This window comes from Humibacter albus DSM 18994, from assembly GCF_000421825.1.
Taxonomy (GTDB): domain Bacteria; phylum Actinomycetota; class Actinomycetes; order Actinomycetales; family Microbacteriaceae; genus Humibacter; species Humibacter albus.
Window position 1 is genome coordinate 400026 of record NZ_ATXT01000013.1, and the last position, 14884, is coordinate 414909.

Annotated in this window: 16 protein-coding genes; 8 read left to right on the forward strand and 8 right to left on the reverse strand. The window is 69.2% G+C overall.

Annotated features, from left to right (window positions below; translation table 11 throughout):
* Positions 1-239: 239 nt before the first annotated feature.
* Together H623_RS0106595 and H623_RS0106600 are read right to left on the reverse strand one after the other, a co-directional pair.
* Positions 240-1223 carry an electron transfer flavoprotein subunit alpha/FixB family protein gene (locus H623_RS0106595; RefSeq protein WP_022900152.1) on the reverse strand — a complete coding sequence of 328 codons (984 nt, stop codon included), beginning with the start codon at positions 1221-1223 and terminating at the stop codon, positions 240-242.
* 9 nt (positions 1224-1232) lie between these two features.
* The gene (locus H623_RS0106600; RefSeq protein WP_022900153.1) at positions 1233-2009 is read right to left on the reverse strand and encodes an electron transfer flavoprotein subunit beta/FixA family protein; all 777 of its coding nucleotides are present in this window, start codon (positions 2007-2009) and stop codon (positions 1233-1235) included.
* A gap of 366 nt (positions 2010-2375) precedes the next feature.
* Here H623_RS0106600 and H623_RS0106605 point away from each other — a divergent pair, with 366 nt between their 5' ends.
* Genes H623_RS0106605 through H623_RS0106615 form a run of 3 tightly spaced genes read left to right on the forward strand, consistent with a single transcriptional unit; the run spans position 2376 to position 5049 of the window.
* Complete coding sequence (locus H623_RS0106605) at positions 2376-3278, forward strand: UbiA prenyltransferase family protein (RefSeq protein ID WP_022900154.1); 903 nt, start codon at positions 2376-2378, stop codon at positions 3276-3278.
* A gap of 36 nt (positions 3279-3314) precedes the next feature.
* Positions 3315-4358 carry a sensor histidine kinase gene (locus H623_RS0106610; protein WP_022900155.1) on the forward strand — a complete coding sequence of 348 codons (1044 nt, stop codon included), beginning with the start codon at positions 3315-3317 and terminating at the stop codon, positions 4356-4358.
* Positions 4345-5049: a LuxR C-terminal-related transcriptional regulator gene (locus H623_RS0106615; protein ID WP_169514899.1), complete on the forward strand. Its 705-nt coding sequence runs from the start codon at positions 4345-4347 to the stop codon at positions 5047-5049. The genes H623_RS0106610 and H623_RS0106615 overlap by 14 nt, the downstream gene beginning before the upstream one ends.
* A 64-nt stretch (positions 5050-5113) precedes the next feature.
* Here H623_RS0106615 and H623_RS18295 read toward each other — a convergent pair whose 3' ends face one another.
* The 3 genes from H623_RS18295 to H623_RS18300 form a co-directional block, all read right to left on the reverse strand.
* On the reverse strand, positions 5114-5875 hold the full coding sequence (locus H623_RS18295) for a TMEM175 family protein (protein WP_022900157.1): 762 nt from the start codon (positions 5873-5875) through the stop codon (positions 5114-5116).
* Positions 5876-6002: 127 nt separating this feature from the next.
* Positions 6003-6293 (reverse strand): (Fe-S)-cluster assembly protein, encoded by a 291-nt coding sequence (locus H623_RS0106625; protein ID WP_022900158.1) that lies wholly within the window; start codon positions 6291-6293, stop codon positions 6003-6005.
* A gap of 121 nt (positions 6294-6414) precedes the next feature.
* Positions 6415-7383 carry an SGNH/GDSL hydrolase family protein gene (locus tag H623_RS18300; RefSeq protein ID WP_051143102.1) on the reverse strand — a complete coding sequence of 323 codons (969 nt, stop codon included), beginning with the start codon at positions 7381-7383 and terminating at the stop codon, positions 6415-6417.
* Positions 7384-7673: 290 nt separating this feature from the next.
* Between H623_RS18300 and H623_RS22320 the strand changes: the two genes are divergently transcribed.
* Positions 7674-7898, forward strand: coding sequence for a hypothetical protein (locus H623_RS22320; RefSeq protein WP_342664579.1), 225 nt, complete (start codon positions 7674-7676; stop codon positions 7896-7898).
* The gene (locus H623_RS20720) at positions 7862-8596 is read left to right on the forward strand and encodes an LLM class flavin-dependent oxidoreductase (RefSeq protein ID WP_342664580.1); all 735 of its coding nucleotides are present in this window, start codon (positions 7862-7864) and stop codon (positions 8594-8596) included. Before H623_RS22320 ends, H623_RS20720 begins: the two co-directional genes overlap by 37 nt.
* 32 nt (positions 8597-8628) lie before the next feature.
* On the opposite strand, the gene H623_RS0106640 is transcribed toward H623_RS20720, so the two are convergent.
* On the reverse strand, positions 8629-9198 hold the full coding sequence (locus H623_RS0106640; RefSeq protein WP_022900159.1) for a hypothetical protein: 570 nt from the start codon (positions 9196-9198) through the stop codon (positions 8629-8631).
* A 223-nt stretch (positions 9199-9421) separates the two neighbouring features.
* Here H623_RS0106640 and H623_RS18310 point away from each other — a divergent pair, with 223 nt between their 5' ends.
* The 3 genes from H623_RS18310 to H623_RS18315 all read left to right on the forward strand — a co-directional run bounded on the left by H623_RS18310 (position 9422) and on the right by H623_RS18315 (position 12666).
* The gene (locus H623_RS18310) at positions 9422-10552 is read left to right on the forward strand and encodes a Dyp-type peroxidase (RefSeq protein ID WP_084485765.1); all 1131 of its coding nucleotides are present in this window, start codon (positions 9422-9424) and stop codon (positions 10550-10552) included.
* Between the two features lie 3 nt (positions 10553-10555).
* Positions 10556-11365 carry a family 1 encapsulin nanocompartment shell protein gene (locus tag H623_RS0106650; protein ID WP_022900161.1) on the forward strand — a complete coding sequence of 270 codons (810 nt, stop codon included), beginning with the start codon at positions 10556-10558 and terminating at the stop codon, positions 11363-11365.
* Positions 11366-11985: 620 nt separating this feature from the next.
* Entirely contained in the window at positions 11986-12666 is a 681-nt protein-coding gene (locus tag H623_RS18315) for a C40 family peptidase (RefSeq protein WP_051143103.1), read from the forward strand.
* 125 nt (positions 12667-12791) lie between these two features.
* Here H623_RS18315 and H623_RS0106660 read toward each other — a convergent pair whose 3' ends face one another.
* Entirely contained in the window at positions 12792-13133 is a 342-nt protein-coding gene (locus H623_RS0106660; RefSeq protein ID WP_157560895.1) for a hypothetical protein, read from the reverse strand.
* Between the two features lie 741 nt (positions 13134-13874).
* On the reverse strand, positions 13875-14768 hold the full coding sequence (locus H623_RS0106670; RefSeq protein ID WP_022900165.1) for an SMP-30/gluconolactonase/LRE family protein: 894 nt from the start codon (positions 14766-14768) through the stop codon (positions 13875-13877).
* Positions 14769-14884 lie beyond the last annotated feature (116 nt).

A 14884-nucleotide genomic window follows, 5' to 3' on the forward strand; every position in this document is an offset into this window, starting at 1 on the left:
TGCAGCGGAGGCGGAGGGCCCGACCTCCGTCGCCGGCGCGGACCCGTGCGGAGCCAGTGTGTTCCTTGTGACGCCGACCGCCTCGGGTGCAGGCGGCGCGGGGGAGGGCGCTGGCGTGGCATCCATCTCGCCTGCGCTGGCCGCGACTGGCGAGACGCCGGCGGCATTCGCAGGCGGCCACGGCTCGCCGCCGGGGTACCGGGGGAGCCCTCGTCGAAGTGAACCGGCGGGCACGGGCGTCACTTCGACTTCGCCTCGAGCGCCGCGATCAGCTGCGGCACGACGGTGAACACGTCGCCCACGACGCCGAAGTCGGCGATGTCGAAGATGGGGGCGTCGGCATCCTTGTTGATCGCCACGATGGTCTTGGCCGTCTGCATGCCGGCCTTGTGCTGGATGGCGCCCGAGATGCCCAGTGCCACGTACAACTGCGGCGACACGGAGACCCCGGTCTGGCCCACTTGGTGCGACTGCGGGATGTACCCCGCGTCGACCGCGGCACGGGAGGCGCCGACGGCTGCGCCGAGCGCGTCGGCGAGTTGGTCGACGAGCGCGAACTTGTCTGCCGACCCGAGCCCGCGCCCACCGGAGACGACTTTGGCGGCGCCGCGCAGATCGGGGCGCGACGAGGCGGCTTCGAGCGGCTCGAACGACTCCACCGCGGCAGCGGGACGACCGGATGCCTGCACCTGCAGCGCAGAGACCGCCGGCGTCGCGACGGGCTCGGCTCGGGCATCCACGGCGCCCTGGCGCACCGTGACGACCGGGGCAGCGAACGTGGCGGCGGACACCGTGGTGTAGGCGCCACCGAAGACGGAGTGGTGCGCGACGATGCCCTCGTCGTCACGCTCCACTGCGACCGCGTCGACGCTCACCGCGGCGCCGGTGCGCGCGGCGAAGCGGGCAGCGGCATCCCGCCCCTCGACGGAGTGCGAAGCCAGAACGGCGACGGGGTGCACGAGTTCGGATGCCGCGGCCAGCGCGTCGACGATCGGCACGATGAGCGCGCCGGGGTCGGCGTCGGCGGTGAGCACTGTGCCGGCGCCGAGGGCGGCCGCACCCTGGGCCAGGGTGGCGTGGCTGTCGGCGGGCGCGACGAGCAGTGCCACCGGGGAGCCGATGCCGGTGGCCGCGCCCAGCAGGCCGGCGTTCGTCTTGGCCAGTGCGCCGTCGGGCGTGACCTCGAGCAGGACGAGCACGGAGTCGGCGGGGAAGTCGGTCATGTCGTTCTCCTACGCGAGCCGGTTGGCGATCAGGTACTCGGCGAGCTGGGTGCCGGCGTCGCCCTCGTCGACGATCTTCACGCCGGCCGCCCGCGGCGGGCGCTCGGCGGCCGAGACGACGATGGAGCGCGGCACGTCGTAGCGCTCGGCGTCGACGCCGAGGTCGGCCGCGGTGAGCGTCTCGACCGGCTTCTTCTTCGCCGCCATCACGCCCTTGAAGCTGGCGATGCGCGCCGCGGGCAGCGCCTCGGTGAGCGAGACCACGGCGGGCAGAGGCGCCGACACGGTGGCCGTTCCGTACTCCGTGGAACGGGTACCGGCGACCCTGTCGTCGGCGATGGTGACGGCGGAGAGCGACGTGAGCTGCGGGGCATCCAGAAGCTCGGCGAGCATCGCCGGGAGCATGCCGGCGGAGCCGTCGGTGGACTTCTCGCCGGCGATCACGAGGTCGAACCCGGTGCGCTTCAGCGCGGCGGCGAGCACCTCCGCCGTGAGAGTGAGGTCGGCGCCCAGCAGCAGTTCGTCGCTGATGTGCACGGCCGACGACGCCCCCAGTGCGAGCGCCTTGCGCACGGTGGCCATCGCGGATTCGGGCGCCATCGTCATGAGCACGATGTTCGTCTGTGGATGCTCGTCCGCATACGCCAGCACCGCCTCCAGCGCCCGCTCGTCCACCTCGTCGAGCACCGCATCGACCGCTTCGCGGTCGGCCAGCCCGGTCTCCAGAGATAGTGCCCGGTCGCCGTAGGTGTCGGGCACCTCTTTGATGAGCACGACGATGTTCACGCCTGTTCACGTCCTCTCGCGGTCGTCGTCGACTGCGGGCTCGCCGCCGCACGCGGCCGACGGATGCCCCCGTTCGCAGGCTATAGCGTCGCCGCTCGCGGGTGCACGTCATGTATGGGGCGGCTCCATATCGGCACCGGCGGGATGTGGCGGCGACTGTGGGATGTCGCCTACGCGGGCCGCCGCTCCCGTCGCGCGTCCGTCGCCTCGTGAGACATACGTCTTCGGCCGAGACATACCTCCTGGCGGCCTGTCTCAGCCGAGGAGGTATGTCTCGTGAGGACGAGTGGCGCTGGGCAGGAGTACGGCGTACCACCGGGGTACGGTCGCTTGGCGCCTCCGCCCGCCGTGCGGAAAGATCGTCGGGTGACGATCGGCGCGCAATCCCGCCCGGGCGATGCGGCCCCGCGGCTCGGCTGGCACATGGTGCCGCTCGTGTTCGCCGAATGCCGGCCCGTCGTGCTCGTCATGTTCGCGCTGCGGTTCGTCGCCGGTGCCTCGCTCGGCGCTCCCGGCGGCTGGATCGCCCTGGATGCTCGCGCCTGGCTCGTCGTCGTCGTGGGCGTGCTCTCATGGACCGCCGTCACGGCCGCCGTCTACCTCTACAACGGCATCGCCGACATGCCCGGCGACAGGCTGAACGGTTCGCGACGGCCGCTGGCGAGCGGGCGCCTGCCGCTGCGGATCGCGGTGATCTGGTGCGCCGGGTTCGCCGTAGTGGGCATCCTGCTGGGCGCCACGCTGGGGGTCTGGTTCACGGCATCCGTCATCGCCTCGCTGCTGATCGGCTGGTGGTACTCCGCGGGCCGGTTCGCCGCGACCAAGCACGTGTGGTCGGCGGCTCTCGTGATCGGGCTCGGTGGCATCCTCACGTACACCGCGGGGCTCCACGCGGCCGGCGGCATTCTCAGCCCGCAGACACTGGCGATCGCGGTGCTGCTGTCGCTGTGGATGTCTGTGGCCGGCAACACGAAAGACCTCGGCGACATCGTCGGTGACCGCGAGGCCGGCCGCCGCACGCTGCCCGTGATGGTGGGCATGCGTCCGGCCTCCTGGCTGGTCTCCGCTGCCTGCGTGCTCGTCGGCCTAGCCGGCTTCGCGATCCCGTCGCTCGCCGGTCGCCTGGTCGCCGGATGTTTCGTGCTCGCCGGCGCCGCCATGCTGGCGATGACCGCCCGCGGACGCGATCTGGGATCGAAACGCATGATGTACGCGGTGTTCATGGTGAGTCAGCTGGCGGCCAATCTGGTGATCGTGGCGATGGCGTGAGCGGCGCGCACGAGAGTCACGGGGGAGTGTGACGGCATGAGGATCAGCAGGGATGCCCTCGGTGTCGTTCTCGAGCACGTCTACACCCGGATGCGCGAGGGCCTGATCGCGGCGGAGAGTCCGCTTCTCGAGGACGACGAGCTCGAAGAGGGTCTGCGCGACCAGGTGCGGTTCCTCATCGGCGCGACCTTCTCCCAGCTCGGGTTCACTGTCGACGCGAGCCCCGATGAGGCCGACGAGCGCGGCACCGACGTCGGCGTGGCGCGCGCGGCGCAGCACGTGCATCCCGCGGAGAGCCTCCAGGCAGCACGCCTGCTCTTCTCGGCGGCCTTGCCGAGTGTGCGCCAGGCCATCCAGGATGCCGGTCACTCCGTCTCGCAGCAGGCGGTCGCGGTCGCGCTGAGCGACCAGATCTTCCGCCTGCTCACCTCGGCGGCGCTGTCGTACGTGGGCGTGCTGCTCAATCGGATCACGGCCGTGCAGCGCGAGGAACGGGTGTCCATCGCCCGCGACCTGCACGACCGGGTCGCGCACACGCTCGCCTCCGGGCTCATGAAGCTCGACCTCGCCGACAGTCATCCCGAGGAGGACGGCGCGGAGGCGACTCGGGTCGGCGCGCACGAGCTCCTCCATCAGGCTCTCGGCGAAGCGCAGACCATCGCCATGGAGCTGCGGCAGGTCACCGGGTCGCGCTCCCTGCGGGAATCGGTGGAGCTCTACCTGGCCGAGGCGGGCATCCACGACATCGCGTTCGAAGTCTCCGAGTCCGGCGAGCCGCGCATGCTCAGGGATACACCCCGGGATCAGGTGTTCCTCATCATCCGCGAGGCGCTGCGCAACTCGTTCGCGCACGCACAGGCATCCGTGGTGGGAGTGCACCTGAACTGGGACTCCGCCCAGCTGACGGTCGACGTGTGGGATGATGGCCGCGGCTTCAGCCCGTTGCGCATCCGCCCTGGAGCCATGGGCTTGGTCGGGATGCGCGAACGCTCGGAGTTGATCGGGGCATCCTTCGTCCTCGGCTCGACGCCCGGCGATGGTACGCGGATCGTCGTGGAAGTGCCCTATGCCAACGACTGAGAAGTCAGGAGCGCCGACATCGGGAACGCCGGGGCGGGGAGCGACATCCTCAGCGGCTGAGTCGGGATCGCCGACGTCAGAAACGCGGGCGCCGATCAGCGCCGTGCTCATCGACGACCATCGCGTGTTCCTGGATGCCTTCGGCAACCTGCTCGCACACGACGGACGCATCCAGGTGGTCGCCTCCGCCGCCACGACGGCCGATGGTGTCGACGAGGTGGGCCGGCACCGCCCCGAGCTGGTCATTCTCGACGTGGAGGTGGACGGCACGCCCGTCGAGCACACGCTGCGCAGGATTCAGCGCGTCTCGCCGGGATCGGCGGTGGTCATCGTGACCATGCACAATCACGCGCCGCTGCGCGACATGCTGCTGCGGTCGGGCGCCCGGGCGTTCTTGAGCAAGTCCACATCGGGGGCGGCGCTCATCGACTCGCTGGTCGAGGCCGTGGCGACGCCGCCGGCGCAGGGTGCGAAGCGTCCGGTGAGCGCACAGCCCGAGCCGCTCACCGACCGGGAGAACGAGGTGCTTCACCTGATCAGCCTGGCGCAGTCCAACAAGCAGATCGCTGAGCAGCTCGGCATCACCGAGTCGACCGTGAAGCGTCACGCGAACAGCATCTTCGTCAAGCTCGGCGCCACCTCGCGCCTCGAGGCCGTGCGCAAGGCGGCGGATCGGGGCCTGCTGGCGTAGGCCGTGTTGCTCGTGCTCGTGCTCGTGCTCGTGCTCGTGCTCGTGTTCCTGCTCGTGCTGGCGCTCAGGCCCCGGGGTCTGCTTTCGCTGCGCGCTCCTGCTTGGTCCGATCCTTCTTCTCCTTCGGGACTCCGAGGATGCGTGACAGCAGCTCTTGACACGGACCAGTCAGCATCGTCAGGAACAGCGCGAAGTAGCCGATCGCGGGCACGGTGAGAGCCACGATCAGGGAGATGACGAACAGGATCGCCATGGCGAGATCCGACGCGATGCCGCGAAGCTGGTGGTACCGCGTGATGGTGTGCAGCAGCGGATGTGCCCGCAGATAGAACCGGAGCACGAGGGTCAGCAGATTGGTCAGGACCATCGAGCCGATGTAGATCAGGACGGCCACCTGGTCCGTCGAATCCAGCGCGCCCGTGATCGCGGTGGCGACCGGCATCCAGACGATGGAGAACAGCCACGCGATGTTGAGCCAGATGAGCTGCGACGTCACGAACTCGACGCGGGCGAACAGCCGGTGGTGTGTGATCCAGAACATGGCGATGATCGCGAAGCTGATCGCGAATGCCCACAGCGCGCCGCTGTTCTCGTCCAACCACACTGCGGCGTGCTGCTGCTGCTTCGGCGCATTTCCCAGATCGCTGGCGCTCTCCATGAGCGGCAGGATGAGGAGCGTCATCGCGATGGCCACCACCGCGTCGATGAACGCCTTCGCACGCTCCGACGAATACAGGTTCTCGTGTCCGAGCGTCCGTGGGTCCGGCTGCGCGGCGGCACCGGACGCCTGGTTCGGCCCGTGCTGCTGCGCGTCGTCTTCACTCACGGCAACGATGCTATGAGGCTTCGCGTGCAGACCGCCATCGACTCCCCATACTCAGGGGGATAACGCGGGCGCCTACGGACCGTAGTCCCGTAGGCGCCCGCGTTGATGCCGAAGCGAAGTGAACGCCTCAGGCCGGCGACTGCAGACCGAGCTGGAAGTGCACGGCTCCCTGGTCGTCGAGTTGGGCGTCCAGCACCTTGTCGTCCAGGGCAGCGGATGCGCTCTCGTCCACGAACACGCGGGCGTCGCCGTCCACGATGACCTGATCGGCGGTCTCCGGGGCCGGGGCGACGGTCACGGCGAAGCTCGAGGTCGCCGGGTCCGGACTGCTGATGCGCAGGCCGCCCTCTGCAGAGTCGACCGCCTGGGTGGTCAGCGTCTTCACGATCGTGCTGGCGTTATCGGTGAGGGTGAGCATGGGCTCTCCTTCCGGTTGCGTTCCATGAGTCGGCCACGATTCCGAAGCGGCACGAAACCCGCAACCCATTGACGCGCATTGTGCGCCAAAGCACAGGCTCGCCGGGTCGAGGGGAGTACCCTCACGCGGGCGAGGTGACGTCGTCGATGTGCCGCAGCCGCTGGCCGGCTCGCCTCGATGCGCGGAACGCGAGCCAGGCGAGCGGATGTCTGCTGCTCTTGTCGTAGACCCGGAACGGCACTGCGCGCTCGCCCGGCGTCGGATGTCCCGCAGCGGCCAGCACACTCGGCAGCAGCACCTCGGCGGCGCGCTGATACCCGAGTCCCGAGGGGTGCAGGCGGTCGAGACGCGAGAACATCGTGCCGGGCTCGCGGCGGAACAACGGCCCGAGAGCATCCGCCAGCGAGACCGTGCGGGCGCCCGCCCGCAGCGCCACGATGGTCTGGCTGGTGGCGAGCACGCGGCTGATCCAGTGCGCGAAGAAGCGCAGGGGCTCGAAGAACGAGCGCACGGTGCCCAGATCGGGGCAGGTCGCGAGCACGACGCGCGCGCCCGCGCCGCGCAGCGCCGTGATCGTGGCGCGCAGAGGGCGAAGAGCCGCCACGAGCGACCGCAGATGCATCACGTCGTTGGCGCCCACGATGATGACGACGACGTCCGGCGGCGTCGCGAGATGGCGCACCGTCACGAGCTGCTCGATGAGGTCAAGCGACTCGGCCCCGACCTCGGCGACGTTGTCGAGGCGCACCGGTCGAGCGGATGCGGCGGCGAGCTCGGTGGCCAGAACCACGCCGACGGTTTTCGCATCATCGTCGGAGCCGTAGCCCACCGCCAGGGAATCGCCCATCAGGACCAGGTGCAGCGGGGTGTCTTCGGTGTGCTCGCCGAACAGGCCGTGCGCAGCGATCGAACTCGCGACCCTGGTGGGCATCAGCTTGCCACGCGCCCAGAAGCCCTCGGCGGCCGTGAGCGCGGAGACGCCCATGGCGGCGGCGAAGACGGAGCCGACGCCGATGGCGATTCCCCGCACCACAGGGACCCACCAGCGCACGGGAGTCGGTGTCTCGGGCGTCGTGGCGTATGCATTCATCGTGGTCGGCTGGTGTGTTCTCGAGCAGAAACGGGCACTTCCACGTTACGCGCGAACGCCGACAGCGGAGGAGCGAAGTCAGGCAACTCATCGGTGAGGGGACAGCACCTGCGGTGCCGGCTCGTGGCATCCTGCGTCTGCGTCTGCGTCTGCGTCTGCGTCTGCGTCTGCGTCTGCGTCTGCGTCTGCGTCTGCGTCTGGGTCTGCGTCTGCGTCTAGGTCAGCGCCCGCGCTGAGCCTGGAGCCCTGGGCCCGTCACGGCGCCGCGGCACGTGCGGCAGGATTACCCGGTGGAGTACTGCATCTTCGTCGAGCCTCAGCTCGGCGCGACCTGGGACCAGCTGCTCGCCATCGCGCAGGCGACCGATCGGGCGGGGTTCCACGGCTTCTTCCGATCCGACCACTACATTGGGCCCGACCGCGAGTCCTCGGCGATCGTGCCGTCTCGGATGCCTGGACCACTCTCGCCGCGCTGGCCGTGGCCACCGAGCATGTGCGGCTCGGCACGCTGGTGACGCCCGTCACGTTCCGTCAGCCGGGCGTACTCGCCGTGCAGGTCGCCAATGTGGACGCGATGTCGGGCGGGCGCGCGGAACTCGGCCTGGGCGCCGGTTGGAACGCGCCGGAGCACGAGGCGTACGGCATCCCCTTCCCCGCCAAGAGGTTCGGGCTGCTCGAGGAGCAGCTCGCGATCATGACCGGGCTGTGGCGCACGCCCGCCGACGAGACGTTCTCCTTCGAGGGCGAGCACTACCGGCTCGACCGGGCACCGGGGGCTCAGCGGCCGGTGGGCACAGGCATCCCGCTCATCGTGGGCGGAGGCGGGCCGAAGCGCACGCCGGCGCTCGCCGCGCAGTACGCGAGCGAGTTCAACACGGGCTTCGTCACCGACGAGGTGTTCGCGGAGCGCTTCGCGCGGGTGCGCGATGCCGCGGATGCCGCCGGTCGCGACCCCGAGTCCCTGCCGCTTTCCGCTGCGGTCACCGCCACGATCGGCGCCACGGCGGCGGACGCGGATGCTCGCGCTCACCGCCTCCGGCTCGACGTCGCGACCCAGCGCACCCACGGTCTGCACGGCACGCCGGCGGACGTCGCCGAACGTCTCGCGCGACTGCGCGACCTGGGTGCCAGCCGGGTCTACCTGCAGCTGCTCGACGTCGCCGACCTGGATCAACTCGACCTCTTGCTGGAAGCGGTGCGGCTGGCCGCCTGATCGGCTCCCTCGACCACTGCCGCGGGGCGGCCTCAGTGCACCAGCGTGCCGAGCCAGATCACGAGCAGGCCGAGCGCCCCCGTAGTGACTGATGCGACGAACCGCAGCCAGATCGGCCGGCGGTTACGGGTCGCCACCACGAAGCCGATCACCACGAGCAGCGCGACGCCGATCCACAGCGCGATGTAATAGGCGACGTACTCGTCCAGCACGCCCAGGGCTGCCAGAAGCAAGAAGATGGCAGGCAGCAGCATGGCCACGAGCATTCCGTAGGAGTGCTTCACCGCCTCGGCGAGCGCCGCGCGGACGCTGATCGGATGCTCCGCCTCGACGTCCTCGTGCCGGGCGACGGCTGCTCGAGCGTACACGTGGGTCAGCCAGAAGACGAGCGTGGAACCGATGATGAACGCCAGCACCTCGAGATCGGTGTTGAAGCGCCAGCCCACGGCGATCAGCGCACCGACGAGCACGATGCCGTAGACCGTCGCCTCGGTGCTGATGAGGTCGATCGCGAACAGGCCCGCGCGGTGGAGCGCTCGCGCGGCTCGCGCGATGAACGTCGTGGGTGTCTCGGACGCCCGCCGTTCCTCCACAGCCCCCATAAGAAGCGAACTTACCGCGTGCGGACGCCCGCGGGCCCCGCTCACGGGCATGCCGATTCGAATGAGATCACCCCGGTTTCAGGGTTGCCTCATTCGACTCGGCATGTCTCAGGGAGCCGGGAAGAGTGCGGCGGGTCGGCGTTCGATCGATCGACGAAGGTCCGAACGACCGAACGACGAAGCAGGGCCCGGCGGTAGTGTGAGCGTGGCGGAGGGGGAGCGCATGTCGAGCGAGCACGGCGACCGGGTGCCGATCGACGCGCAGAGCGTCGACGCGCCGCTGTCGCGCTTCGCGATCTTCCTCGTCGTCACGATCGCGCCCGACGCCGACTCCCTCGCCACCGTGCGCGAGACGGTCTCCGGCATCGACGACCTCGTGAAGACTGTCGGTTTCCGGGATCTCGGCGGTCATCTCTCCTGCGTGGTCGGGATCGGGCGACTGCTCTGGGACCGGCTGTCGCCAGGCATCCGCCCCGCCGAACTCGAGGTGTTCCCCACCGTGCGCGGCGATGTGCACACGGCACCCTCGACTCCCGGCGACCTGCTCTTCCACATTCGGGCCGACCGCGTCGACCTGTGCTTCGAGCTCGAACGCCTGCTTCTGGATGCTCTCGGCTCTGCCGCGCGCGTCGCCGACGAGACCTCGGGCTTCCGCTACTTCGACGTGCGCGACCTGCTGGGCTTCGTCGACGGCACCGCGAACCCGATCGGCGGCGATCTGGCGGATGCCACCGTCATCGGCGACGAAGATCCCCACTTCGCGGGCGGCAGCTATGTCGTCGCGCAGAAGTATCTGCACGATCTCGACCGCTGGGCGTCCCTCACCGTCGAAGAGCAGGAAGCCGTGATCGGCCGCCGCAAGTCGGACAACGTGGAGCTCGACGACAGCGTCGAGGACCAGAAGGCGCACAAGACCCTGACGACGATCACCGATGACGACGGCGACGAGATCGACATTCTGCGCGACAACATGCCGTTCGGGCGGCCCGGAGCCGGTGAGTTCGGGACCTACTTCATCGGCTACTCCGCTCGGCTCTGGGTCACGATGCGCATGATCGAGAACATGTTCATCGGCGACCCGCCCGGCTTCTACGACAAGATCCTCGACGTCTCCACTGCCGCCACCGGCAGCACCTTCTTCGTGCCGTCGAACCCGGTGCTGCAGGCGCTCGGCGATCCGGACGATCTGAGCGAGCTGCTCGGCGCGCGCGACGAGGCGGAGGGAACCGCGGGCGCTTCGGCAGCGCAGGAAGCCGAGCGCGGTGGATCACTCGGCATCGGCTCGCTCCGAGCGGCCGCACTCGATGACGCTTCGAACGACGGTTCCGCCGCTGGCGGAACGGAAGGGACGTAGATCATGTCGAGTCACCTGCTGCGCGACCGCGCACCGCTCACCGACGCGACGTGGGCACTGCTCGATGAGGAGGCGTCCGCTCGCCTTCCGGTCGCGCTCGGCGCCCGCAAGCTCGTCGACTTCTCCGGGCCGCACGGGTGGGAGCACTCGGCGACGAACCTCGGCCGCGTCGGCGGCGTCGTGGATGCCCCGGAGCAGTCGGTCATCGCCCGCACCCGTCGCGTGCTGCCGCTCGTGGAGGTGCGCGCTGACTTCGCGCTGGAGCGTGACGAGCTCGACTCGGTGGACCGGGGCGCCGACGATGTGGATCTCGGCCCGCTCGACGACGCAGCCGTGCGCATCGCTCGCGTGGAAAACTCGGCCGTGTTCAACGGGTGGGATGCCACGGGCATCATCGGCATCATCCCCGCGTCTCCGCATCGTCCGCTCGTGCACGAAGGAACCCCTCAGGACTACGACGACGTGATCACGCAGGCGATCGCCGCGCTGAAGAGATCAGGCGTGGACGGGCCGTACGCGTTGGCGCTCGGTCCCGCGCAGTGGACCAGCGTGATCGAGGCGAACGAGGGCGGCGGATACCCGCTCATCCGACACCTTCGCGACATCCTGGGTGGACCGGTCGAGTGGGTGCCCGGGCTCGATGGGGCCGTCGTGCTCAGCCAGCGCGGCGGCGACTTCGTGCTCGAGGTGGGACAGGACCTGGCCATCGGCTATCGCGAGCACGACGCGCAGAGCGTGAGCCTCTACATCGAGGAGTCGGTGAGCTTCCGGGTGAATACACCGGAGGCTGCCATTCAGGTCGTCCTATCCTGAATGGCGCGCTGCGCTCTGAGCAGCGAGTTGCACAGCGCAGCACCGTACCAAAGCAGCACTGTGCCGAAGCAGCACCGTGCCGACGGAAGCACCGTGCCGACGGAAGCACCGTGCCGACGAAAGCACCGTGCCGACGGAAGCACCGTGCCGACGAAAGCACCGTGCCGACGGAAGCAGCACTGCCGACGGAAGCGGAACGAGAGTCGGTCGCGACTCGATCCGGGCGGTCGATGATGTGACCGGTTCGCGGATTCTGACGTTATCTCCAGTTTCAACGTCGATCGTTATGGAATTGTGTCCTGGGTACGTCCGAACCCCGAGAACCAAAGCGAGACGAATCCATGCCCCACGGACGCCACCGCGCCATCCCCACATCCACCCGATCCCTTTCCCGCTCACCCCGTACCCGTGAAGACCGCATGCGTGAGGAACAGCTGCGGTCCGATGCCGCGCCACGAAATCCTCTTGTAGCTCCGACTCCGGTGCCGGCCGCCGCGGTCGTCGGCGGCCCGGTGCCTCCGAGAAGCGCTGCGGCGCGGGGGAACGCAGGGTCGTCCGGAGGCACTGCGAGCCGGTCGCAAGCGGCGTCGCCGAACGGCACGACGTTGCAGAAGAGGCGAATGCGCACCGGCCTCGGCTTCGCGCTCGTCGCGATGACCTGCACTGTCGGCTTCTCCGCCGTGATGACTGCTGCTCCCGCTGCGGCCTTCACTCCCGACCAGGACCCGAATCCGAGCACGGCGGCCGTCTCGGTGCAGACGCCGGCGCAGACCATGTCGGTTGCTGCCGACACGCAGCAGACCGCCGTCGCGGTCGATACGTACGGGGCGACCAGTCAGGCCGAACTCGACCAGAAGAAGGCTGCCGCCGCTGCTGCGGCAGCCGCAGCAGCGGCGGCAGCGGAGGCGGCCAGCGAGAACGCGCAGGCGACGGCATCCGTTGCCAGCAGCGGAACGGGCCTCGGCGCCGAGATTCTCGCGCTCGCGGAGACGTACATCGGCGTCGTGCCGTATTCCACGGGTGCCTCGCCGTCGGAGGGCTTCGAGTGCGACGGGCTCGTGCAATGGGTCTACGGCCAGAACGGCATCAGCATGCCGCGGGGCGTGGATGAGCAGGCCTCGATGGGCACCGAAGTGTCGGAGTCGCAGGCAGTGGCCGGCGACCTCGTGGTGTACCCGGGCCAGCACATCGGCATCTACGACGGCGACGGCGGAATCGTCGACTCCCCGGATTGGGGTCGCTACGTCTCGCACCGCGCCATCTGGGGAAGCCCGATCTTCATCCACGTCGCCGGCGTGTAGCAGTCGGTGCCGACGTCGGCCGGAGAGCGAATTCGATGTGCCGTGCGGAGGCTGAGTCCTCCGCACGGCACATCGCCGATTCGCTGGCACGGTGGTGATGCGTCGGCGTGCGGAACCGCCATAGTTCATCGCCGTGCGAGCGAGTCGACGGCGACGAGCCATGCCTGCTCCCGGGCGCGGCGCTCGCGTTCCAGGCGGTTGTGATGCGCTTCGCGCGACCACTGCTCGTCGCGATCGACCTGCGGGCGGGTGCGATGACGGCTCCACAGGATGAGCGCGAGACCGACCCGCATCGCGAGCCGGTCGAGCGTACTCGGCGGATGCGCGTTCCTGCGCAGCGCGTCCGTGCGCTCCGACGTGGCGGTGCGGAGCGACTGGGACGCTCGCGCATTCGCGGACGCCGTGCTGTTGTCGAGCGCCTGGCTGTCGGTCAGGGCCGGGCGATCGGTGGCTGTTTGAGTGTTCATCATCGTCTCTCGTGTGTGCGGGGTGGTGGGTCGGTGTTCGGCCGTCATCGGCGGCTGGTGAAGAGTCATGTCCATCGATTCGTTCTGGCTCGTGAGCCTGCGGTGCGGAGAGGGGGTCGACCGACGCTGCCGGGATGATCCCGGTCACGAACGACGGCTTCGTACTGAAGACGGAACGACGGCTGCGTTCGTGAGTACCGAGTGACGGCTTCGTTCGTGAGGACGAGGCGCGGCTGCCGCGCGAGCGCATGCCACAGGAACGGGCGCCGATCCAGGCGCGGCGTTTGCGCGAGGACGACGCCGACCGCCCAGCGGCATCCCGGTTCTGCGGATGCCGACGAGGGCCTCAGCCGAAGCGGTGCGACCGCTCGTCGATGGTCATCACGGGCGAGCCGATGTCACTCGGTTCTCGGCGGGACCAGGATGTCGACGCCGTGCGTGCGCGCCGGCGTCAGAGCGCAGATGAATCCGCTAGCAGGCTGCGCCGGCGGCGATCCCGGCCCCGAGTCGTCGGGCGATTCCGGTGATGGCGCCACGGAACACGAAGACGGTGGGCTGAGTGTGCGTGATGATCTGCATCATGACGTGCTCCCTTCGTGTTGCGTTGCGCTCGAGCGTGCGCTGTTGCGCCGCGAGCGATGGTGAGGCGCCCGAGAACCGGACTGGCCTACCGTAGCCGGGCGAGGCATCCCGGCACAAGGGTCGATGTGGACGCATCGAACGACGATGCTGCCACGCGCATCAGAGGCGCGGGCATCCCTCGACCGTCAGGCGGATGACGTAGAGCCGCGTGGTCGCCGTGATGTACAGCAGGTTGCGCTGCGGGCCCCCGAACTCGAGGTTCGCCGCCGTCTCCGGCAATCGCAGCAGGCCGAGCAGGATGCCGTCGGGGTGGTAGATCTCCACGCCTTCGGTCGTCGAGATCCAGACGCGGCCCGCGGCGTCGACGCGCATGCCGTCGTATCCCGCTTCGTTCGCGGCGAACGGCCTCGGAGCGGACACGGCGTCGCCGAGCACGTCGAACACGGTGATCGTGCGCGACTCGCTGTCGCTCACGTACAGCAGCGACTCGTCGGGAGAGAAGGCCAGGCCGTTCGGCTGGGTCAGGGAGTCGCAGACGATGGTGAGCGGGGCATCCGGTGCCCAGCGATAGACGTTGCGGCTGCCGATCTCCTCGGTGCCGCGATGGCCCTCGTACTCGGTGAGGATGCCGTAGCTCGGGTCGGTGAACCACACGGAGCCGTCGGAACGCGCCACGACGTCGTTCGGGCTGTTCAGGCGATGGTCGTCGTAGGCATCCGCAAGCACCCGGATGGCGCCGTCGTGCTCACGACGCACGACGCGGCGATTGCCGTGCTGGCAGCTGATGAAGCGCCCCTCGGGGTCGACGCTGCGACCGTTCTCGAAGCCGGCGGGACGCGACCAGACGTCGACGCGCCCACTCACCTCGTCGTACCGCAGCACTCGGTCGTTCGGGATGTCGCTGAACAGCAGGAAACGTCCCTGCGGCGAGTAGGCGGGGCCTTCCAACCAGCGGCCGTCGTCGAACAGGATGCGCAGCTCGGAGTCGCCGCGGATGATGTCACACCGCGCATCCTTGCGCTCGAACACGGCCGGAATGCGATCGATGCCCATGCGGCCATTCCATCGCATTCCGGCCGCGCCACGACACCTCCGCGCCACAACGAGACATACCGATTCGGCTGAGACAGGCCTCGCGGAGGTATGTGTCGGCCGAATCGGTATGTCTC